Source organism: Pseudonocardia hydrocarbonoxydans, assembly GCF_006539565.1.
GTDB lineage: Bacteria > Actinomycetota > Actinomycetes > Mycobacteriales > Pseudonocardiaceae > Pseudonocardia > Pseudonocardia hydrocarbonoxydans.
Genome location: NZ_BJNG01000018.1, coordinates 170,514 through 190,050, shown reverse-complemented (window position 1 = coordinate 190,050; position 19,537 = coordinate 170,514). Strand labels below are relative to the sequence as shown.

21 protein-coding genes are annotated in these 19,537 nt (G+C 74.1%); 11 read left to right on the top strand and 10 right to left on the bottom strand.

Features of this window, described 5'->3' with window-relative positions:
• Positions 1 to 65 precede the first annotated feature (65 nt).
• Both PHY01_RS13485 and PHY01_RS13480 read left to right on the top strand, forming a co-directional pair.
• Positions 66 to 1,505, top strand: a complete 1,440-nt coding sequence (locus PHY01_RS13485; protein ID WP_246085879.1) for a carotenoid oxygenase family protein — start codon at positions 66 to 68, stop codon at positions 1,503 to 1,505.
• A gap of 13 nt (positions 1,506 to 1,518) precedes the next feature.
• The gene (locus PHY01_RS13480; protein WP_218030140.1) at positions 1,519 to 1,986 is read left to right on the top strand and encodes an ASCH domain-containing protein; all 468 of its coding nucleotides are present in this window, start codon (positions 1,519 to 1,521) and stop codon (positions 1,984 to 1,986) included.
• Positions 1,987 to 2,007: 21 nt separating this feature from the next.
• Here the strand turns inward: PHY01_RS13480 and PHY01_RS26470 are convergent, their stop codons facing one another.
• Positions 2,008 to 2,169: a hypothetical protein gene (locus PHY01_RS26470; protein WP_170183792.1), complete on the bottom strand. Its 162-nt coding sequence runs from the start codon at positions 2,167 to 2,169 to the stop codon at positions 2,008 to 2,010.
• A gap of 9 nt (positions 2,170 to 2,178) precedes the next feature.
• Entirely contained in the window at positions 2,179 to 4,749 is a 2,571-nt protein-coding gene (locus PHY01_RS13475) for a bifunctional FO biosynthesis protein CofGH (protein WP_141278975.1), read from the bottom strand.
• Positions 4,750 to 4,827: 78 nt separating this feature from the next.
• Between PHY01_RS13475 and PHY01_RS13470 the strand changes: the two genes are divergently transcribed.
• Positions 4,828 to 5,502, top strand: a complete 675-nt coding sequence (locus PHY01_RS13470) for a CE1 family esterase (RefSeq protein WP_141278974.1) — start codon at positions 4,828 to 4,830, stop codon at positions 5,500 to 5,502.
• Here PHY01_RS13470 and PHY01_RS13465 read toward each other — a convergent pair.
• From PHY01_RS13465 to PHY01_RS13450, 4 genes are read right to left on the bottom strand one after another with little or no spacing between them, the layout of a single operon-like run.
• A complete protein-coding gene (locus tag PHY01_RS13465) occupies positions 5,471 to 5,959 on the bottom strand; it encodes a YbaK/EbsC family protein (protein WP_141278973.1) in 489 nt (162 codons plus the stop codon). The genes PHY01_RS13470 and PHY01_RS13465 overlap by 32 nt on opposite strands.
• On the bottom strand, positions 5,956 to 7,365 hold the full coding sequence (locus PHY01_RS13460; protein ID WP_246085878.1) for a serine/threonine-protein kinase: 1,410 nt from the start codon (positions 7,363 to 7,365) through the stop codon (positions 5,956 to 5,958). Before PHY01_RS13460 ends, PHY01_RS13465 begins: the two co-directional genes overlap by 4 nt.
• On the bottom strand, positions 7,362 to 8,153 hold the full coding sequence (locus PHY01_RS13455) for an exodeoxyribonuclease III (RefSeq protein ID WP_141278972.1): 792 nt from the start codon (positions 8,151 to 8,153) through the stop codon (positions 7,362 to 7,364). Before PHY01_RS13455 ends, PHY01_RS13460 begins: the two co-directional genes overlap by 4 nt.
• A gap of 14 nt (positions 8,154 to 8,167) precedes the next feature.
• Positions 8,168 to 8,518, bottom strand: a complete 351-nt coding sequence (locus PHY01_RS13450) for an SH3 domain-containing protein (RefSeq protein ID WP_141278971.1) — start codon at positions 8,516 to 8,518, stop codon at positions 8,168 to 8,170.
• 130 nt (positions 8,519 to 8,648) lie between these two features.
• On the opposite strand from PHY01_RS13450, the gene PHY01_RS13445 reads away from it, so the two are divergent.
• Positions 8,649 to 10,808, top strand: coding sequence for an NADP-dependent isocitrate dehydrogenase (locus tag PHY01_RS13445; protein WP_141278970.1), 2,160 nt, complete (start codon positions 8,649 to 8,651; stop codon positions 10,806 to 10,808).
• 18 nt (positions 10,809 to 10,826) lie between these two features.
• Here PHY01_RS13445 and PHY01_RS13440 read toward each other — a convergent pair whose 3' ends face one another.
• Positions 10,827 to 11,678 (bottom strand): helix-turn-helix domain-containing protein, encoded by an 852-nt coding sequence (locus PHY01_RS13440; protein WP_218030139.1) that lies wholly within the window; start codon positions 11,676 to 11,678, stop codon positions 10,827 to 10,829.
• 51 nt (positions 11,679 to 11,729) lie between these two features.
• Here PHY01_RS13440 and PHY01_RS13435 point away from each other — a divergent pair, with 51 nt between their 5' ends.
• The 6 genes from PHY01_RS13435 (at position 11,730) to PHY01_RS26465 (ending at position 16,115) form a co-directional block, all read left to right on the top strand.
• Positions 11,730 to 11,951, top strand: coding sequence for a ribbon-helix-helix domain-containing protein (locus PHY01_RS13435; protein WP_170183791.1), 222 nt, complete (start codon positions 11,730 to 11,732; stop codon positions 11,949 to 11,951).
• A 32-nt stretch (positions 11,952 to 11,983) separates the two neighbouring features.
• Positions 11,984 to 12,769 carry an ABC transporter permease gene (locus PHY01_RS13430; RefSeq protein ID WP_246085877.1) on the top strand — a complete coding sequence of 262 codons (786 nt, stop codon included), beginning with the start codon at positions 11,984 to 11,986 and terminating at the stop codon, positions 12,767 to 12,769.
• The gene (locus tag PHY01_RS13425) at positions 12,762 to 13,559 is read left to right on the top strand and encodes an ABC transporter permease (protein WP_141278967.1); all 798 of its coding nucleotides are present in this window, start codon (positions 12,762 to 12,764) and stop codon (positions 13,557 to 13,559) included. The genes PHY01_RS13430 and PHY01_RS13425 overlap by 8 nt, the downstream gene beginning before the upstream one ends.
• On the top strand, positions 13,556 to 14,476 hold the full coding sequence (locus PHY01_RS13420; RefSeq protein ID WP_141278966.1) for an ABC transporter ATP-binding protein: 921 nt from the start codon (positions 13,556 to 13,558) through the stop codon (positions 14,474 to 14,476). Before PHY01_RS13425 ends, PHY01_RS13420 begins: the two co-directional genes overlap by 4 nt.
• Positions 14,477 to 14,559: 83 nt before the next feature.
• Positions 14,560 to 15,897, top strand: coding sequence for an alpha/beta fold hydrolase (locus tag PHY01_RS13415; RefSeq protein ID WP_170183790.1), 1,338 nt, complete (start codon positions 14,560 to 14,562; stop codon positions 15,895 to 15,897).
• Complete coding sequence (locus tag PHY01_RS26465) at positions 15,840 to 16,115, top strand: alpha/beta hydrolase (protein WP_246085876.1); 276 nt, start codon at positions 15,840 to 15,842, stop codon at positions 16,113 to 16,115. Before PHY01_RS13415 ends, PHY01_RS26465 begins: the two co-directional genes overlap by 58 nt.
• A gap of 7 nt (positions 16,116 to 16,122) precedes the next feature.
• Here PHY01_RS26465 and PHY01_RS13405 read toward each other — a convergent pair whose 3' ends face one another.
• Genes PHY01_RS13405 through PHY01_RS13395 form a run of 3 tightly spaced genes read right to left on the bottom strand, consistent with a single transcriptional unit; the run spans position 16,123 to position 18,634 of the window.
• Entirely contained in the window at positions 16,123 to 17,451 is a 1,329-nt protein-coding gene (locus tag PHY01_RS13405) for a DUF2252 domain-containing protein (RefSeq protein WP_141278964.1), read from the bottom strand.
• A gap of 40 nt (positions 17,452 to 17,491) precedes the next feature.
• Positions 17,492 to 17,773, bottom strand: a complete 282-nt coding sequence (locus PHY01_RS13400; RefSeq protein WP_246085875.1) for a DUF3017 domain-containing protein — start codon at positions 17,771 to 17,773, stop codon at positions 17,492 to 17,494.
• 3 nt (positions 17,774 to 17,776) lie between these two features.
• On the bottom strand, positions 17,777 to 18,634 hold the full coding sequence (locus PHY01_RS13395) for a bifunctional methylenetetrahydrofolate dehydrogenase/methenyltetrahydrofolate cyclohydrolase (RefSeq protein WP_141278963.1): 858 nt from the start codon (positions 18,632 to 18,634) through the stop codon (positions 17,777 to 17,779).
• A 210-nt stretch (positions 18,635 to 18,844) separates the two neighbouring features.
• Between PHY01_RS13395 and PHY01_RS13390 the strand changes: the two genes are divergently transcribed.
• Complete coding sequence (locus PHY01_RS13390) at positions 18,845 to 19,486, top strand: acetate uptake transporter family protein (protein ID WP_141278962.1); 642 nt, start codon at positions 18,845 to 18,847, stop codon at positions 19,484 to 19,486.
• The last annotated feature ends 51 nt before the right edge of the window (positions 19,487 to 19,537 follow it).

Here is a 19,537-nt window from a genome sequence, read left to right as displayed (position 1 = left end):
TCCAGCCGCCGCGACCGTGTTCTCCCGCCGGTAGCGTCGGGCACAGGCCGTCGGAGGAGGAACCCGTGACGCTGTTCGTCGCCCAGGAGACCGACACGGACGACAACCCCTACCTGCTCGGGGTGCACGCCCCCGTCCGCGACGAGATCACCGCCGACGACCTGGAGGTGGTCGGCGAGATCCCGCGCGACCTGAACGGGGTCTACCTGCGCAACGGGCCCAACCGCCGCTACGACGCGCCCGGTCGCTACCACTGGTTCGACGGCGACGGCATGGTCCACGCGATGGCGTTCGAGAACGGCACGGCGCGCTACCGCAACCGGTACGTCCGCACGGCGGCCCTCACCGCCGAGGAGGCCGCCGGGCACGCGCTGTGGAGCGGGGTCATGGAGTCCCCGCGCGGCAACCCGGTCGGCACCGCCCGCGGTCTGCCGTTCAAGGACAGCGCCAACACCGACCTCGTCCACCACGACGGCCGGGTGCTGGCCACCTGGTACCTGTGCGGGCAGCCGATGAGCCTCGATCCGCTGTCCCTGGAGACGATCGGCGCCGAGACGTTCCTGGGCACGCTGCGCGGTGACGTGATGGCGCACCCGAAGTCCGACGAGGCCACCGGCGAGCTGATGTGGTTCGACTACGGCGCCCGCGACCCGCTGCTGCGCTACGGCGTCGTCGGCGCCTCGGGCCGGGTCGAGCACGAGGTCGCGATCGACCTGCCCGGCCCGCGGCTGCCGCACGACATGGCGGTCACCGAGAACTTCTCGATCCTCATGGACCTGCCGCTCGTGCAGGACGCCGAGGCCGCGCGGCAGGGCCGGCACAAGATCACTTTCGACCGGGGGACGCCCTCACGGTTCGCGGTGGTCCCCCGCCGCGGCACCGAGGTCCGCTGGTTCACCGCGGAGCCCTGCTACATCTACCACGTCGTCAACGCGTTCGAGGAGGGTCGCACCATCGTCCTCGACGTCTGCCGGGTCACCCGCCCGGAGCCGGTGCCGACCCGCCCCGGGCCACTGGGCAAGCTGCTCGGCTACCTACGCCTGGACGCCCGCCTGCACCGCTACGTGTTCGACCTCGACACCGGCACCACCACCGAGACCCGGCTCGACGACGCCAACACCGAGTTCCCCTCGATCGACACCCGGATGACCGGCCGGGCCGCCCGTTACGCCTACACCGTGCACATCGCCGACACCGAGACCGTGCTGTTCGACGGCCTGCTGCGGTACGACCGCGTCACCGGCGAGCGCCAGGAGCACCGCTTCGGGCCGGGCCGCTACGGCAGCGAGGCCCCGTTCGCCCCCCGGGACGGCTCGCGGGGCGAGGACGACGGCTACCTGGTGTCGTTCGTGACCGACGAGCGCACCGGCCGCAGTGAGGTGGAGATCCTGGACGCCGCGGACCTCACGGCCGGTCCGGTGGCCAGGGTGCTGCTGCCGCAGCGCGTGCCGGTGGGCTTCCACGCCACCTGGGTGCGCGCCGACCAGCTCCGGACGCCGGCGTGAGGGTCCCGGGCCCGTGACCGGACGGACCCCCGAGGTGGAGCGGTTCTGGCGGGAGTTCTGCGCGGCGACGGGGACGGACCCCGGCACGCGCTGCGACGTCTGGCGCTTCGGTGACTCCGCGGCGTTGGCCGACGAGCTGCTGGAGCTGGTGCTGCACGGCCCGAAGCGGGCCACCGCGGGGCTGCTGCTCGACCACGAGCTCGACGGTGACCCGCTGCCCGAGGTCGGGGGCCTGAGCGTCGTGCTCGACGGCCGCGACCGGCCCCGGGTCGTGCTCCGGACCACCGGGGTGGAGGTCACGCCGTTCCGCGCCGTGGACGCGGCCTTCGCCTGGGACGAGGGCGAGGGCGACCGGACGCTGGCGTCGTGGACCGCCGGCCACGAGGCCTACTTCCGACGGTCCCTCGACGCCCGCGGCATGGCCTTCGACCCCGACCTCCCGTGCGTCCTGGAACGCTTCACGATCGCCTGGACGCCCTGAGGGTGCCGGCCGCCGCACGACTCAGTCCTGCGGCTCGGGCTCCGGTTCCGCAGCGGCGCGGATCACCTGCACCGTGCCGTTCTCCAGGTCGATCGGCCCGAGCCGCCACGGCTGCCCGTCGCCGGACTCGCCGCCCTCGTCGCTGATCTCCGGACCGGGGAAGAGACTGCCCAGAACACCCATACCCCGACGCTACGCCAGCGGCAGCAGCCGCGGCCCCGCCCCCGCGGCGGGCTCCAGGCGCGACGGGGAGCCCACGTAGGTCGTCGTCCGCTGACGGACCGGGCGGCCGGCCGCGTGCGCGATCGCCGCCAGCTCCGTCACGGTGCGGGCGCTGCCGTTCTCCGAGCCCGCCATCCGGCTGATCGTCTCCTCCATCAGGGTGCCGCCCATGTCGTCGGCACCGCCGCGCAGGATGTCGGCGGACAGGTCGTCGCCGAGCTTCACCCACGAGCACTGGACGTGGTCGATCCGACCGTGCAGCGCGAGGCGGGCGACGGCGTGGACGGCGCGGTTGTCGCGCTCGGTGGGCCCGGGACGGGCCAGGCCCGCGAGGTAGATCGGCGCGTTGTGGTGCACGAAGGGCAGCGGCACGAACTCGGTGAAGCCCCCCGAGCGGTCCTGCTGCCGGGCCAGCGTGCGCAGGTGACCCAGCCAGTGCCGCGGCTCGTCGACGTGGCCGTACATCATCGTGGAGCTCGACGGGATGCCGAGCCGGTGCGCGGTGCCGACCACCTCCAGCCACTGCGCGGCGGGCAGCTTGCCCTTGGTCAGCACCCAGCGGACCTCGTCGTCGAGGATCTCCGCGGCGGTGCCGGGGATCGAGCCGAGCCCGGCGTCGCGCAGCTCGGTGAGCCACTCCTCGATCGAGACGCCCGCCTTCGCCGCCGCCGACACGATCTCCATCGGCGAGAACGCGTGCACGTGCATGTCCGGGACGGCGGCCTTCACCGCGCGGACGAGGTCGGCGTAGAAGGTGACGGGCAGCTGCGGGTCGATGCCGCCCTGCACGCACACCTCGGTGGCGCCGTCGCGCGCCGCCTCCACCGCGCGGGCCGCGACCTCGTCGAGGGACAGGCGGAACGCGTCGGCGTCGCGCTCGCGCTGGGCGAACGCGCAGAACCGGCAGCCGACGTAGCAGACGTTCGAGAAGTTGATGTTGCGGTTGACGACGTAGGTGACCTCGTCGCCGACGACGTCGCGGCGCAGGTCGTCGGCCAGGCGGGTGAGCTCCTCCAGCGCCGGGCCCTCGGCGAGGATCAGCGCCATCGCGGCGGCGTCGTGGGCCGGGTCGAGCAGCGCGGCCGGGTCCGTGGACGCCAGCGCGAGCCCGGCGCGCACGTCGGAGTCGAGCCGCTCGGGAGCCGACCGCCGGGTGGCGTCGAGCTGTTCCCGCAACGAGTCCCAGTCGCCGTAGACCGAGGCGAAGTCGCCACGGCGGTCGTCGGTGCGGCCCTCGGTGTCGATCGCGGCGTGCAGGTCGGTGCGGCCGGTGGAGGCGAACCCGCCGTCGGGCTCCTGCCACGGCCTGCCCTCGACGACGGCGCTCTCGTCCGCGAGGCCGTCGGCATCGGCGAGCGCGGCGACGTGGGCGTGCAGCCGGGTGTCGATCCACGGCGAGCCCGCCCGGACGTACCCCGGGTACACCGTGAGGCGCTCGCGCAGCGTGAACCCGGCGGCGGCCGACCGGGTGGCCAGCTCGTCGATCGCGGGCCACGGCCGCTCGGGGTTGACGTGGTCGGCGGTGACGGGCGAGACGCCGCCCCAGTCGTCGATGCCGGCGCGCAGCATCAGCGCGAACTCACTCCCCACCAGGTTGGGCGGGGCCTGCACGCGCATCTTGGGCCCGAGCACGATCCGGGTGACGGCGATGGTGGCGGCGAGGTCGTCGAGGTCGGCGTCGGGGTCGTTGCGCATCGCGGTGTCCGGCTTCGCCCGGAAGTTCTGGACGATCACCTCCTGGATGTGCCCGGCCGCGCGGGCCGCGGCCCGGATCGCGAAGACCGACTCGGCCCGCTCGGTCCGGTTCTCCCCGATCCCGATCAGGATGCCGGTGGTGAACGGCACCCCGACGCGCCCGGCGTCGGTGAGAGTGCGCAGCCGGACCGCGGGCTCCTTGTCGGGGCTGCCGTAGTGCGGGCCGCCGGGCTCGCTCCACAGCCGTGTGGCCGTCGTCTCCAGCATCATCCCCATCGACGGTGCGACGGGCTTGAGCCGCGTCAGGTCCTCCCAGGACAGGACGCCGGGGTTGAGGTGCGGCAGCAGCCCGGTCTCCTCCAGCACCGCGATCGCGCAGGCGCGGACGTAGTCGAGCGTGGAGTCGTAGCCGCGGGCGTCGAGCCACTCGCGGGCGGCGGGCCAGCGGGCCTCGGGGCGGTCGCCCAGGGTGAACAGCGCCTCCTTGCACCCCGCGGCGGCGCCGGCGCGGGCGATCTCCAGCACCTCGTCGCGCTCGAGGAACGCGGCCGGGAGCCTGTGCGGGACGGTGGCGAAGGTGCAGTAGTGGCAGCGGTCCTGGCACAGGCGGGTGAGCGGGACGAACACCTTGCGCGAGTACGTGACGACGCCGGGGCGGCCCTCGGCGACCAGCCCGGCGTCGCGGACGCGGGAGGCGACGGCCAGCAGCTCGTCGAGGTGCTCGCCGCGCGCGGCGAGCAGGACGGCGGCCTCGGCGACGTCGATCACCGCGCCGTCGCGGGCCCGCCGCAGCGCCCGCCGGAGCGAGGCGTCGGTGGGCGCGGTTTCGGGGAGCAGGTCGGCCATGTCCCGACAGTATGTTCCCGCCGCGCCCGCGGTCGACCCGATCTGGACAGCGTTGAGGAAGCGGTGTGAACTCGGCCCGTGCGGCGGTACGTGTGTGCGGTCTTCTGCGCCTGCCTGCTCGCCGCGTGCGCCCCGGCGGCGCAGCGGCCGGTCCTCCCCCTGGTCGTGGTCCTGCACGGCCTCGGCGGCACCGGCGACGGCACGTACTCCTACGGCTTCGACGACGTCGAGGGCATCGTGGTCGCCCACCCCGACGGCGTCGACCGCTCCTGGAACGCGGGCGCCTGCTGTGGCGGGGCGCACGCCCGCGGGATCGACGACGTGGCCCGGCTCGACGCGCTCGTCGCCCGGATGGTCTCGCGCGGCGGCGTCGACCCCGACCGGGTGTACGCCGTCGGCTTCTCCGGCGGCGGGATGATGGCCTACGCCTGGGCGTGCGGGTCGCACACCCTGGCGGGGATCGGTGTCGTCGGGGGCGCGCGGGTGGCCCCGTGCCCCGACCCCGGACCGGTCGCGGTGGTGGCCGTGCACGGCGACGCCGACGCGGGCGTGCCGATCGGCGGCGGTGTCGGCCCGCAGAGCGTCACCGGCTTCGACTACCCGTCGCTGGAGGAGTCGCTGGCCCCGTTCCGCGACGCCGTGCGGATCGTGCGCCCCGGCGTCGGCCACGAGTGGGAGCCGGGCACCGCGCGGCTGTTGTGGGAGCGGCTACGGACGGCGGTCAGGCCACGTCGGCGGGGGTGCCGCCGGTGACGGCCACGAGTTCGGCGAAGGTCGTCGGGAACACCGCGTGCGCGATGCCGCCCGCCGCCCACACCTCGTCGTAGGCCTCCAGCGCGCGGTCGACGAGCGTGCGCAGCGGGGCCGGGTGCCCGACCGGGGAGACCCCGCCGATCACCTGCCCGGTGGCCGCGCGCACGAACTCCGGCGACGCCCGCCCGACCGTCCCGACCCCGAGCAGCGCCGCCACCCGGCCGGTGTCGACGCGGTGCGCCCCGGAGGTGAGGACGAGCAGCGGCTCGCCGTCGGCGTCGAAGACGAGCGAGTTGGCGATCTGCCCCACCTCGACGCCCAGCGCCGCGGCGGCCGCCGTGGCCGTGGTGACCGCGCCGGGCAGCACCTGCAGGCGGGCGACGCGGGCCGGGTCGGCCCCGGCGTCGCGCAGGGCGGCGGTGACCCGCTCGACGTTGCGGTGCACGGGGCCGGTCATCCCTCCTCCGCCAGCCGGGTGCCGGTGAGCTGGCCGCCGTCGGCCGGGGCGAGCACGCAGAACACCTGCCGCTGCCCGTACGACGGCGTGCCCGAGGTCGCGGTGTTCCGGGTGAACTCGGCCTCCGACGGCACCAGCGCGGTGACCGCCAGCCGGTCGGTGTCCGGGCCCGCGACGACACCGGACCCGAAGGTCAGCGCGCAGGCGGCGCGAGCGAAGTCGGGGAGCCCCGGCGGGAGGTCGAGGGCCTGCCGGCTGCCGAAGGTGTCGACGACGTCGAAGACCTCGGCGGCGTGCGGGGCGTCGCACTGCTCGGTGGCCGACGACAGGACCTGGACCCCCGGCTCGGGGGCGACCGCCAGGCAGTACTCGGAGGCGACGTCGAAGAGCGGCACGTCGCCGCCCTGGCCGTAGGTCAGGACCCGCACGTCCGGCCGCCCCGCCGCGGCGAGGGCGACACCGCCGAGAAGGCCCCCGACCACACCCACCAGCAGGCCCGCCACCAGCGCCGCCGCGATCCACCGCCACGGGCGGGCCGCCGCGGGCGGGGCCGCGAGCTGGCCCGTCACCGGCGCGGTGGGGCCCTCCGACGGCGGGCCGCCACCGGAGGCGAGCAGCGCCTCGGCCTGCGTCGCGGTGAGCCGGGCCTGCGGCGAGCGCTGCAGCAGCCCGGTGATCACCGGGCCGAGCGGCCCGCGGGTCCGCACCGGGGGCGGGTCGGTGTGCAGGACGGCCGAGATCGTGGCGGCCGTGGTCTCGCGGTCGAACGGGCCGTGGCCCTGCACCGCGTGGTAGAGCGTGGCGCCGAGCGCCCACAGGTCGGCGGCGGGCGTGGCCGGGCCGCCGTCGAGCCGCTCGGGCGACATGAACCCCGGCGAGCCGATCAGCGAGCCGGTCGTGGTGAGGCGCGGGTCGTCGACGGCCTGGGCGATGCCGAAGTCGGTGAGCTTGACCCGACCGCCCGCGCCGAGCATGACGTTGCCGGGCTTGACGTCGCGGTGCACGACCCCGCCGTCGTGCGCCACCCGTAGCGCGGCCAGCATGCGGCGGCCGATCTCGGTGGCCTGCCCCTCGTCGAGCGGCCCGGAGGCGGCGACCACCTGGGCGAGCGTGCGGGCCTCGATCAGCTCCATGACGATGTGGTCGACACCGTCGTCGGTGAGCACGTCGTAGACGGTGACGATGCCGGGGTCGTTGAGCCGACCCGCCGTGCGGGCCTCGCGCAGCAGCCGCTCGCGGAACAGCAGCCGCTCCCGCTCGGGCAGCCCGGCCGGCAGGTGCAGCTCCTTGACGGCGACGTGGCGGCCCATCACCCGGTCCTCGGCCCGCCACACGATGCCCATGCCGCCGCGACCCAGCTCGGCCAGCACCACGTACCGGCCGCCGATGACGCGTGTGGGGATCACGGACCGTACTCCACGGTCACGGGTGCGTGGTCCGACCAGCGCTGCGCGTGGCTCGCCGCCCGCTCGACGACGGCCGAGCGGGCGCGGGCGCCGAGCCCGGGCGTCGCCACGTGGTGGTCGATGCGCCAGCCGGTGTCGTTGTCGAAGGCCCGGCCGCGGTAGGACCACCACGAGTACGGCCCGTCGACGCCCGGGTGCCGCTCGCGCACGACGTCGACCCAGCCGTCGCGGCGCAGCGCGGCCAGCCACTCGCGCTCGTGCGGCAGGAACCCCGAGTTCCGGACGTTGCCGCGCCAGTTGCGGATGTCGGCCTGCGCGGGCGCGATGTTCCAGTCGCCGCAGACGAGCACCTCGCGGTCCTCCGCGGCGGCCTTCTCCCGGCGCAGCGCGAGGTAGGGGGCGAAGGAGGCGAGGAAGCGGTCCTTCTCGTCCTGCTTCGGCGTGCCGACGGTGCCGTTGGGCAGGTACAGCGACGCGATCGTGACACCGGGCAGGTCGACCTCCAGGTAGCGGCCGGACCCGGCGAACTCGTCGTCCTCGATCCCGGTGCGGACGGCCCCGGGCTCGGCGCGGCTGAGGATCGCGACCCCGCTGCGGCCCTTCGCGGACAGGCACGGTGCGAACCGGGCGTGCCAGCCGTCGAACAGGCCGGGCGGGATCTCCTCGGGCTGCGCGCGCGTCTCCTGCAGGCAGACGACGTCGGCCGCGGTCGCGGCCAGCCAGCCCGCGAACCCCTTCGCCGCGGCGGCCCGGATCCCGTTGACGTTGACGGAGGTGACGACCAGCACCCCGGCAGAATCCCTCAGCCGCAGTCGCTGCCCGGCACGGGGGTCAGGTAGGTGTCGGAGACGAAGCGCCCGTCCTCCAGCTGGCGGAACCCGTCGGTGACGGTGCGGGTGGCGTCCAGCACCGTGCCGCGGTCCAGCGCGCCCAGCAGCTCGGACTGCTCGGCGGGCCCGGCGCGCACGTTGAGCTGGTCGGTGGTGACCTCGACCTGGCAGCCCGTCGACCCGTCGGCCCCCGCCGTGCCCGAGCCCCGGTCGATCATCGCGAGCACCGTGAGGACGACCCCGAGGATGACGACGAAGGTCCAGCTCCGGTACGCCTCGACGCCCGGGCGCGTGAAGGTGGGGCGCTTGATTCCCAGGGGCACCGACCCACGGTAGCCGTCCGATGACCCCCGGGACACGGGGCACGCAGCCGGGGTGTTAACAGAACGGCCGTACGGTATAGCGTGACGGCAAGGTCCCGCGTACCCGATCACCGAGGCAGGCCAGCACACGATGAAGGTCATCTACACCTACACCGACGAGGCACCGGCACTGGCGACCCACTCGCTGCTCCCCGTCGTCGAGGCGTTCCTGGGCAAGGCGGGCGTCGACGTCGAGACCCGCGACATCTCCCTCGCCGCCCGCATCCTGGCCGCGTTCGGGCTGGTGCCCGACGCGCTGGCCGAGCTGGGCGAGCTGGCGAAGACGCCTGAGGCCAACATCATCAAGCTGCCCAACGTCAGCGCGTCGATCCCGCAGCTCAAGGCCGCGATCGCGGAGCTGCAGAAGGCGGGCTTCGACGTCCCCGACCACCCGCACGACGCCTACGACGCCGTCAAGGGCAGCGCGGTCAACCCGGTGCTGCGCGAGGGCAACTCCGACCGCCGCGCCCCGGCGTCGGTCAAGGGCTTCGCCAGGGCCCACCCGCACTCGATGGGCGCCTGGTCGCCGGACTCGGCCTCGCACGTCGTCACGATGGAGGACGGCGACTTCCGGCACTCCGAGCGCTCGGTCACGATCGGCGCCGACGACACGCTGCGCATCGAGCACGTCGCCGCCGACGGCACCGTCACCGTGCTCAAGGAGACGCTCCCGGTGATCACGGGCGAGATCGTCGACGCCGCGGTGATGCGCCGCGAGGCGCTCGACGCGTTCCTCGCCGCCCAGGTGGCCGACGCCCGCGAGCGCGGCGTGCTGTTCTCGGTGCACCTGAAGGCCACGATGATGAAGGTGTCGGACCCGATCCTGTTCGGGCACGCCGTCACCGCCTACTTCGCCGACGTGTTCGCCCAGTACGGCGACGAGCTCGCCTCCGTCGGCGCCAACCCCAACGACGGCCTGGCCAGCGTGCTCACCGCGCTGGAGAAGCTGCCCGCCGCCACGCGCGAGGCCATCGAGAAGGCGATCACCGCGGGCTACGAGTCCGGACCGTCGCTGGCGATGGTCGACTCCGACCGCGGCATCACCAACCTGCACGTGCCCAGCGACGTCATCATCGACGCCTCGATGCCCGCGGCGATCCGCTCGTCGGGGCAGATGTGGAACGCCGCGGGCGAGCTGCAGGACACCAAGTACGTCATCCCGGACTCCTCCTACGCCGCCCTCTACGCCGAGACGGTCGACTTCTGCCGCGAGCACGGCGCCTTCGACCCCACGACGATGGGCACCACCCCCAACGTCGGCCTGATGGCGCAGAAGGCCGAGGAGTACGGCAGCCACGACAAGACCTTCGAGATCCCGGCCGCGGGCACCGTCCGCGTCGTCGCGGGCGACGGGTCGGCGCTGCTGGAGCACGAGGTCGCCGAGGGCGACATCTGGCGCGCCTGCCAGACCAAGGACGCCCCGATCCGCAACTGGGTGGAGCTGGCCGTCTCCCGCGCCCGCGCCACCGGCGCCCCCGCGGTGTTCTGGCTCGACGAGACCCGCGCGCACGACGCCGAGGTGCTGCGGAAGGTGCGGGCCCAGCTCGACGAGCTCGACACCGACGGGCTGACGATCGAGGTCCTCGACGTCGCCGCCGCCACCCGCTACACCCTGGACCGGGCCAGGCGCGGCGAGGACACCATCTCCGTCACCGGCAACGTGCTGCGCGACTACCTCACCGACCTGTTCCCGATCCTGGAGCTGGGCACCAGCGCCAAGATGCTCTCGATCGTGCCGCTGATGAACGGCGGCGGGCTGTTCGAGACCGGGGCGGGCGGCTCGGCGCCCAAGCACGTGCAGCAGCTCGTGAAGGAGAACCACCTGCGGTGGGACTCCCTCGGCGAGTTCCTGGCGCTCGCGGTCTCGCTGGAGTTCCTGGGCGACAAGACCGACAACCCGCGGGCGACCCTGCTCGGGAAGGCTCTCGACGAGGCCACCGGGAAGCTGCTGGAGACCGGGAAGTCGCCCTCGCGCAAGGTCGGCGAGATCGACAACCGCGGCAGCCACTTCTACCTGGCGCTCTACTGGGCCCAGGCGCTCGCCGCCCAGACCGACGACGCGTCGCTGGCCGCCGACTTCGCCCCGCTCGCGCAGCGGCTCGCCGAGGCGGAGGACACGATCGTCGGGGAGCTGGCGGCGGTGCAGGGCAGCCCCGTCGACCTCGGCGGCTACTACCACGTGGACAAGGAGAAGGCGGACGCGATCATGCGCCCGTCCGCCACCTTCACCGCGGCGCTGACGGAGCTCTGACCCGGGTGGACGGCACCCTCACCCGATCCGGTCGGGTGGGGGTGCCGTTCGCGTGTCGGGCTCGGCCGCGTACTCGCCGGGCGTCAGGCCGGTGACGGTGCGGAAGTCACGGGTGAGGTGGGCCTGGTCGGCGTAGCCGAGCTCGGCCGCCACCCCCGCCAGGTCGACCGCGTCGGCCCGCAGCCGCGCGGCGGCCTCCTGCAGGCGGCGGCGCTGGATCAGCCACTTCGGGTGCAGCCCGAGGCGGCGGGCCAGCAGCCGCTGCAGGGTGCGCTCGCGGATGTCGAACTTCGCGCAGACCTGGCCCACCCGCCGCACCTGCGGGTCGCCCTCCACGTACTCGACGATCGCGTTGACCAGCCGCCCCTCGTCCTCGACGGGCGGCAGCCGCTCCAGCTCCCGCTCCAGGACCGCGACCGCGGCGAGCCGGCTCGCGGCGTCGGCCCCCATCACGTCGCGGATCCGGGTGGTCAGCCCCGGCCCGTCGACGCCGGGTGCCTGCGCCAGGTCGACGAACCGGTCGGTCAGCTCGCGGACCGGCCGGCCCCACACCGGCGCACCGGCCGCGGGCTGCAGCATCGCCCCGACCGCCCAGCCGTCGCCGGCCAGCTCGGTGACCGACAGCCCGGTCCGCGGTCCGTAGAGGCGGGCGTAGGAGTCGGCCACCACCACCAGGCACACGGGGTACTGCAGCACGCGCTGGCGCGACACGGTGCCGGGCGGCAGCGACCAGACCGGCACCCAGTAGCGGCGCACCAGGTCGGCGAGCCCGGGGCCGGGGGCGTAGCGGTGCACCGGCGGGCTGAACCCGGTGGCGTCGCGCAGGTGTGCGTGCTCCACCGGGTCGATGGCGCGGGGACGGCCGTCCACGTACGGCATTCTCCCTGTTCCGGCGCGGTCGGGTGGTGCATGGTGCGGTGTGTGCACCGCACCACCATCCATCTCACCGACGCGCAGCGCGACGTGCTCGACGCGCGCGCCGGCGCCGAGGGGGTCTCCTGGGCCGAGTTCATCCGCCGGATGCTCGACCGGTCGCTGCAGGGCGAGCCGGACCGGCTCACCGCGGATCTCGCCGCCATCCGGGATTCCTTCGGCACGCTGGGTGACGAGGAGATCGTCGTGGGCCGGGACGACGGACCGTAAACCGGTTGCGTGCAGCCGTAACGTAGATCGACGTGCTGTCGCCCTATCCGCAGCTCGTGATCGCCGGATTCCGCCGCCACTCGACCTACCGCCAGGCCGCCCTCGCGGGCCTGACCACCAACATCGTCTTCGGGCTGCTGCGCGCCGCCGTCCTGCTCGCCGTACTCGCCCAGCGCCCGGTCGTCGCCGGGTACGACGTGGCCGCCGCCGTCACCTTCGTCTGGCTCGGGCAGGGCCTGCTCACCGTCGTGCTGCTCTGGGGCGACACCGAGCTGGCCACCCGGATCCGCACCGGCGACGTCGTGATCGACCTGGGGCGGCCGTGGGACCTGCAGGCCGCGCTGCTCGCCGGCGACCTCGGGCGGGCCGGCTTCGCTGTGCTGGCCCGCCTCGTCCCGCCGATGGCCTTCGGCGCGGCACTGTTCCCGATCCGCTGGCCGGAGCGGCCCGCCACCTGGGCGCTGTTCGCGGTCGCCGCAATGCTCGCCGTGGTCGTCAGCTTCGGGATCCGGTTCCTGCTCAACGCCAGCGCCTTCTGGCTGCTCGACGCCCGCGGTGTGTTCGCCGTGTGGGGCGTGGTCGGCGGGGTGCTCTCGGGCCTGGTCATCCCGCTGGCGTGGTTCCCGGAGTGGGCGCGCACGGCACTGGCGTTCACGCCCGCGCCGTCGCTGTTCCAGACCCCGATCGACGTGTTCCTCGAGCGCGGGGAGCCGGTCGGGGCGCTGGCCGGGCAGGCGTTCTGGGCGGTGCTGCTGCTCGGCGTCGGCCGGGTCGTGCTGCACCGCGGGTCGCGACGGCTGGTGGTGCAGGGTGGCTGACCGCGTCCTGCTCCGGATCGTCGCCTCGCGGATCCGCAGCCAGCTCGCCTACCGCACCTCGTTCGCGCTGCACGTCGTCGCGCAGCTGATCGGGCAGGGCATCGAGCTGGTGGCGATCCTCGTGGTGTTCACCCAGGTCACGAGCCTGGGCGGGTTCGACCGGGACGAGGTCGTGCTGATGTACGCCCTCGCCGCCACCGCGTTCGGGCTCGCCGACCTGTCCGTCGGCCAGGTCGAGGAGCTGCCGACCTACATCCGCACCGGCGAGCTCGACGTCCTGCTGCTGCGCCCGCTCGGCACGCTCGTCCAGATCCTGTCGGCCGACATCGCCCTCAAGCGGGTGGGCAAGGTCGTCACCGGGCTCGCGGTCCTGGCGTACGCGTACGCGACCAGCGGCATCGACTGGACGCCCCTGCGGGTGCTCGTGGCGGCGACCGCACCGCTGTGCGGCGCGGTGATCTTCGGGGCGGTCTGGGTCGCGGCCAACACGGTGTCGTTCTGGGTCGTCGACGGCCGGGAGGTCGCCAACTCCGTCACCTACGGCTCGAACTTCGCCACCTCCTACCCGATCACCGTCTACGGGCCGTGGCTGCGCCGGGTCCTGTGCTTCGCGGTGCCCGGCGCGTTCGTCGCCTACTTCCCGGCGCTCGCGCTGCTCGGCCGGCCCGACCCGCTCGGGTTCCCGCTGTGGCTGCAGTACGCCCCGCCGCTCGTCGCCGCGCTCGCGGTGGGCGGGGCGGCACTCGTCTGGCGGGCCGGGGTCCGCCGCTACCAGGGGACCGGATCATGATCATCCAGACGCGGGGCCTCGGCCGTGACTTCGTCGTGCGCCGCACCCGGATCCCGGCCGTCGCCGACGTCGGCCTCGACGTCGAGCGCGGCGAGGCGGTCGGGTTCCTCGGCCCCAACGGCGCCGGGAAGTCCACCACGATCAAGATGCTGACCGGGGTGCTCGTGCCCACCGCCGGGACCGCGCGGGTGTGCGGGCTCGACCCGGTGCGCGAGCGGAAGGCCCTCGCCCGACGGATCGGCGTGGTGTTCGGGCAGCGCAGCCAGCTGTGGTGGGACCTCCCGCTCGCCGAGAGCTTCGCCCTGCACGGCGCGATCCACCGGGTCCCGGCCGCGCGGCACCGGGAGCGGCTCGACGAGTGCGTCGAGCTGCTGGACATGGCCGCGTTCCTGTCGACGCCGGTGCGCCAGCTCTCGCTGGGCCAGCGGATGCGCGGCGAGGTCACCGCGGCCCTGCTGCACTCCCCCGAACTGCTGGTCCTCGACGAGCCCACCATCGGCCTGGACCTCGCCAGCAAGGAGCGGCTGCGCACGTTCCTCGCGGCCGTCAACGCCCGCGGCGACGTGACGCTGCTGCTCACCACCCACGACCTGCCCGACGTCGAGCGGCTGTGCCGGCGCGTCGTCGTCATCGACAAGGGCCGCGTCCTCGTCGACGACGACCTGGCTACGCTGCGGCGGCGCTTCGCCGGGAACCGGACGCTGGTCGTCGACCTCGTGGAGCCGGCCGGGCCGCTGCACGGGCTCCACGGCGTCGTCGACGTGGCCGTGGAGGCGCAGGGGATGCGGCAGCGGCTGGAGTTCACCGGGTCCGCCGCCGGGCTGATCGCCGAGGCCGCGCGGCGGGTGGAGATCCGCGACGTCACCGTGGACGAGCCGTCGATCGAGGACCTGGTGCGCACCCTCTACGCGTCCTGACCCCGGGGGCCATGACGGGTGTCATCGATCCCGGTGATCGTCGGGACTGCCGGGGGGCGGGCGCGGCTCGGGATGCTCGGGCCATGATCCGATCCACGCGTGTCGCCACCGCACTGGCCGGTCTGTTCGTCGCGTCGGCCTGCGCCGCCCCCGGGCCCGACGCCGCCGGGCCCCCCGTACCCGAGCTGCGGTGGTCCGACTGCGCCTCCGACGCCGCGCTGGACTGCACCACCCTCACCGTGCCGGTCGACCGCGCCGACCCCGACGGCCCGGCGTTCGCGCTGCCCGTCGTCCGGATCCCGGCCGGTGACCCCGGGAACCGGATCGGTGCGCTCGTGCTGCACCGCGGCGGCCCCGGCTACAGCGTCGTCGACTACCTCACCGGGATCCGGTCGGGCGCGGTCCCGGACCCGCTGACGCCCGAGGTCTACGCCCGCTACGACGTGATCGCGCTCGACCAGCGCGGGGCGGGCGGGTCGCAGCCCGCGATGGTGTGCGGCGACGCGGCCCCCGATGTCCCCGCCCTCCCCGTCGACGACACCGAGCGCGCCGCCCGCCTCGCCGCCGACGAGGCGTTCGCGCGGTCCTGCGTGGAGGCCTCCGGCGAGATCATGGACCACCTCTCCACCGACGAGGCCGTCCGCGACCTGGACGCGCTGCGGGCGGGGCTCGGCGAGGAGCGGCTGAGCTTCGTCGGGCAGTCCTACGGCACGCTGTTCGGTGCGGTGTACGCGAACCTGTTCCCCGACCGCGTCGGCCGGTTCGTCCTCGACAGCGTGGTGGACCCGGCGGCGATCGCGGGCACCGAGCCGCTGCGCAGCACCCGCCTCGGCGGCGACGTGGCGACCGCGGAGACGATGGCGGAGTTCCTGCGGCTGTGCGCGGCGGGCGGCGAGCGCTGCCTGTTCGGCGCGGGCGACCCGGCCGGGGCGTGGGACCGCCTCACCACGGCGCTGCGCGAGGCGCCCGTGACGCTCACCGCCCCCGACGGGCGCACCGTGCGCCTGGGGTACTCCGAGGTGGTGTCGTGGGCCGGCAACTGGCTCTACCAGCCGAACCTGTGGGAGCAGCCGATCGCGGGCGCGTCGTTCCTGGCCCTCGCCGAGCAGGCCCTCGCCGACCCCACCGGGGAGGCGGGCACGCTGATGGCGCAGGTCCTGGTCAGCCTGCGCGACGACGCCGACCTCGTCGCCGCGCCCTACGCGGGCGCGCTCAACGCCACCGCGTTCGGCGTCAACTGCGCGGAGAACGAGTTCCCCGACGGCCCCGACGCGTTCACCGCGGCGGCGCCGACCGCGACGCCGCCGTGCCGCACTTCGGCGCGCTGCGGGCGTGGAACGACAGCGTGTGCAGCCGGTGGCCGGTGTCCGTCGAGGGCTACCGCGGCCCGTGGGACGCGCGGACCGACGAGCCGGTGCTGATCGTCAACAGCCGGTTCGACCCGGCCACCCCGCTCGCCGCGGCGCAGCGGCTGCACGACCTGATGCCGGGCAGCGCGCTGCTGGTGCACGAGGGCGTCGGGCACGTGGCCGCGCAGCAGTCGGCGTGCGTGGTGCAGGCCGCGGGCACCTACCTGACCGAGGGCACGCTGCCGGTCGAGGGCGCGACGTGCGCCCCCGACCGCGTCCCGTTCGGCTGAGCCCGGTTCAGCCGAGCTGGCCCGTCGAGGCGACCCCGGGGATCGCCCCGCCCCGGAACGCCTCGACGAACAGCGCGTGGTCCTCCCGGACGCGGGCGGAGTAGGAGTGGGCGAACTCGACCACCCAGTCGGCGAACTCCTGCTCCCGCCCGTCGAGCACGGCCAGGATCGCGTCCTCGGTGGAGAACGGCACCAGGGTGTGGTCGGCGTCGGAGTCGGCCACGCAGTGCACCTTCGCCGTGGCCCGGCCCAGGTACTCCACGACGGGCAGGATCTCCTCGGGCTCGGTGAGGTTGCTCCAGTCCAGGTCGTTCTCGTACGGCGAGACCTCGCTGACGACGAACCCGACGCCGTCGAGGTCGGTCCAGCCCAGCAGGCGGTCGGCGTGGGCCTGCAGCGCCCGCTGCGAGACCGCGGTGCGGTGGCCGTGGTGCTCGAACGCCCCCGCGATCTCCGGGTCGGTCACCACCCGGGACGGGGCGGCCACGTTGCCCTGCTTCATCGACACGACGACGTCGTTGTCGAGCGCCTCGTTGAGCCCCTCGATCAGCACGGTGTACGCGGGCAGCCCGGCGCTGCCGATGCCGAACCCGGACCGGCCGACCACGTCCTTCACCGTGTAGGCCACCCCGCGGAAGCGCTTGGACTCCGGGATCGAGTCGAGGTAGCGGGTGAACGCGTCGACGACGCGTCCCCGCTCGTCGTCGTCGAGGCGGCGGACGCCGGGCCCGTCGCGCAGGATCCGGTCGAAGCCCTCGGTCTCGGTGATGTCGTCGAGCAGCTCCACCCGCGTGCGCAGCCGCGCGAGCTGCAGCACCTGGCGGATCGCCCCCTCGGCGGTGCGCAGGTTCAGCGCGAAGGCGCGGTCGTCGTCCTTGTCGACGAACGTGCGCACCTGGTCGACGTAGCCGCGCACGTAGCCCCGCACGAGCGTGGTGATGTCGTCGTCGGAGATCGCCTTGCGCCAGCCCAGCAGCGCCATGCTCGCCGCGAACCGCAGGACGTCCCAGGTGAAGTGCCCGACGTAGGCCTCGTCGAAGTCGTTGACGTCGAAGATCAGGACGCCGTCGCCGTCCATGTAGGTGCCGAAGTTCTCCGCGTGCAGGTCGCCCTGGATCCACACCCGGCTCGTCCGCTCGTCCGCCCACGGGTCGTCCCGCTCCGCGACGTCGGCGTAGAACAGGCAGGCGCTGCCGCGGTAGAACGCGAACGGGTCGGCGGCCATCTTGCGGAACTTCGTCCGGAACGCGGCGGGGTTGGCGGACATGAGGTCGTCGAAAGCGTCCACGAGGGTGTCGACGATGCGCGCCGAACGGGTGACGGAGGCGTCGGTCATGCCGAGAAAGTAGCGGCTGTCACCCCCTACGGGGGACTCCTCAGACGAGCGCGAGCTGGCTGCGGGTGATGGTGACGGCCAGCAGCACGGTGACGACGCCCGGCACGGCGTAGCAGACGACGTCCAGGACGCGGCTGCGGATCGCGAGCAGCCCCACCCGTTCCGGCGGGAGCGCCACCCGCAGTGCGGCGGCGACCAGCAGCGCCCCGCCGAGCAGCACCCCGCCCTGGCGCCAGTGCTCGGTGAGCACGCGGGTCATGCCCGCGGCGGCGATCAGCAGGACGATCGCGGCGGGGGCCCACTCGGGCAGGCGGGTGCGCACGCCCTAGCCCCGCCCCGCCGCCTTCTCGGCCGCCTCCACGACGTTGGTCAGCAGCATCCCGCGGGTCATCGGCCCGACGCCGCCGGGCATGGGGGCGAGCAGGCCCGCGACCTCGGCCACCTCCGGGTCGACGTCGCCGGCCAGGCCCAGCTCGGTGCGCGTGACGCCGACGTCCAGGACGGTGGCGCCGGGGGCCACCATGTCGGCGGTGATCAGGCCCCGCACGCCGGCCGCGGCCACCACGACGTCGGCGCGGCGCACCTCGGCGGCCAGGTCGCGGGTGCCGGTGTGGCACAGGGTGACGGTGGCGTTCTCCGCGCGGCGGGTGAGCAGCAGGCCCAGCGGCCGCCCGACCGTGACCCCGCGCCCGACGACGGTGACCCGCTTGCCGGCCAGCTCGACGCCGTAGCGCCCGCACAGCTCGACGATCCCGCGCGGCGTGCAGGGCAGCGGCCCCGGCTCGCCGAGCACCAGCCGCCCGAGGTTGACCGGGTGCAGGCCGTCGGCGTCCTTCTCGGGGTCGACGCGCTCGAGTGCCGCACCGGCGTCCAGGCCCCGGGGCAGCGGGAGCTGGACGATGAAGCCGGTGCACGACGGGTCGGCGTTCAGCTCGTCGATGGCCGCCTCGACCTGCGCCTGCGTGGCGTCGGCGGGCAGCTCGCGCTGCAGCGAGGTGATCCCCACGCGGGCGCAGTCGCGGTGCTTTCCCCGCACGTAGGAGTGGGATCCGGGGTCGTCGCCGACGAGCAGCGTGCCCAGCCCCGGCGTGACGCCGGCGCCGGTCAGTTTCTCGACCCGCCCGGCCAGCTCGTCGAGGATCGTGGTCAGGGTCGCCTTGCCGTCCATCACGGTCGCCGTCACGCCCGCCATCCTCCCAGAGGTGGCCCGACCAGCCCTTCGGACAGGTAGAGATCCACCGAACTCGACGGGATCGGCCGCCTGACCAGCATCACATTCCGGTAGAGGTCATGATCTAGACCTTCGAAGGGGTGTTCAACGGCTGTGACGGCACGCACAATACGCGCTGACCGGCACTGACGCCGGAGAGCCACCTTACGAGAGGCATGGTCCATGAGTGTGGAGAGTGACGTCCAGTCCGGAGCACACGCCGCGGCCGATCCGGCTCCCCCGGCAGCACCCGCCGCCAACCCCGCGCTGCTGGGCCTGATGACCTTCATCCCCTCCGGCATCACCCTCGGTCTCTGGTTCGTCGGCTACCTCGACACCGCCACCGAGGCCGGCGGCATGATCCCGATCGTGGCACTGTCCGCGGGTCTGTTCCAGCTCATCGCCTCCATCGCGGCGCTGCGCGGCGGGGCCAGCACCGTGTCGGCGATCTTCGGGGTGTTCTCGGCCTTCTGGCTGAGCTTCGGCTTCCTGCTGATCGGCGCCACCAGCGGCTGGTGGGGCATCACGGCCGACAACCTGGCCAGCGTCCAGGGCACCTACCTGCTGTCCTTCCTGATCATCTTCGTGGTGCTCACCCTGGCCACGCTGCGCCTGCCGCTGACCTTCACCATCGGCTTCGTGCTGGTGTGCGTCACCTTCGCCCTGGCGTTCCTCGGGGTCACCACCGCCAACGCCAGCCTGTTCCCGCCGGCCGGCATCGCCACCTTCCTGTTCTGCATCGTGTTCGCCTACATCCTCGTGGACGGCATCGGTCAGGAGCTGGGTGGCAAGGCGCTGCCGCTGGGCAGCCCCATCCAGAAGTAACCCTCTCGACCCGGAGGCCCCGCCGCGCACCCGCGCGACGGGGCCTCCGTC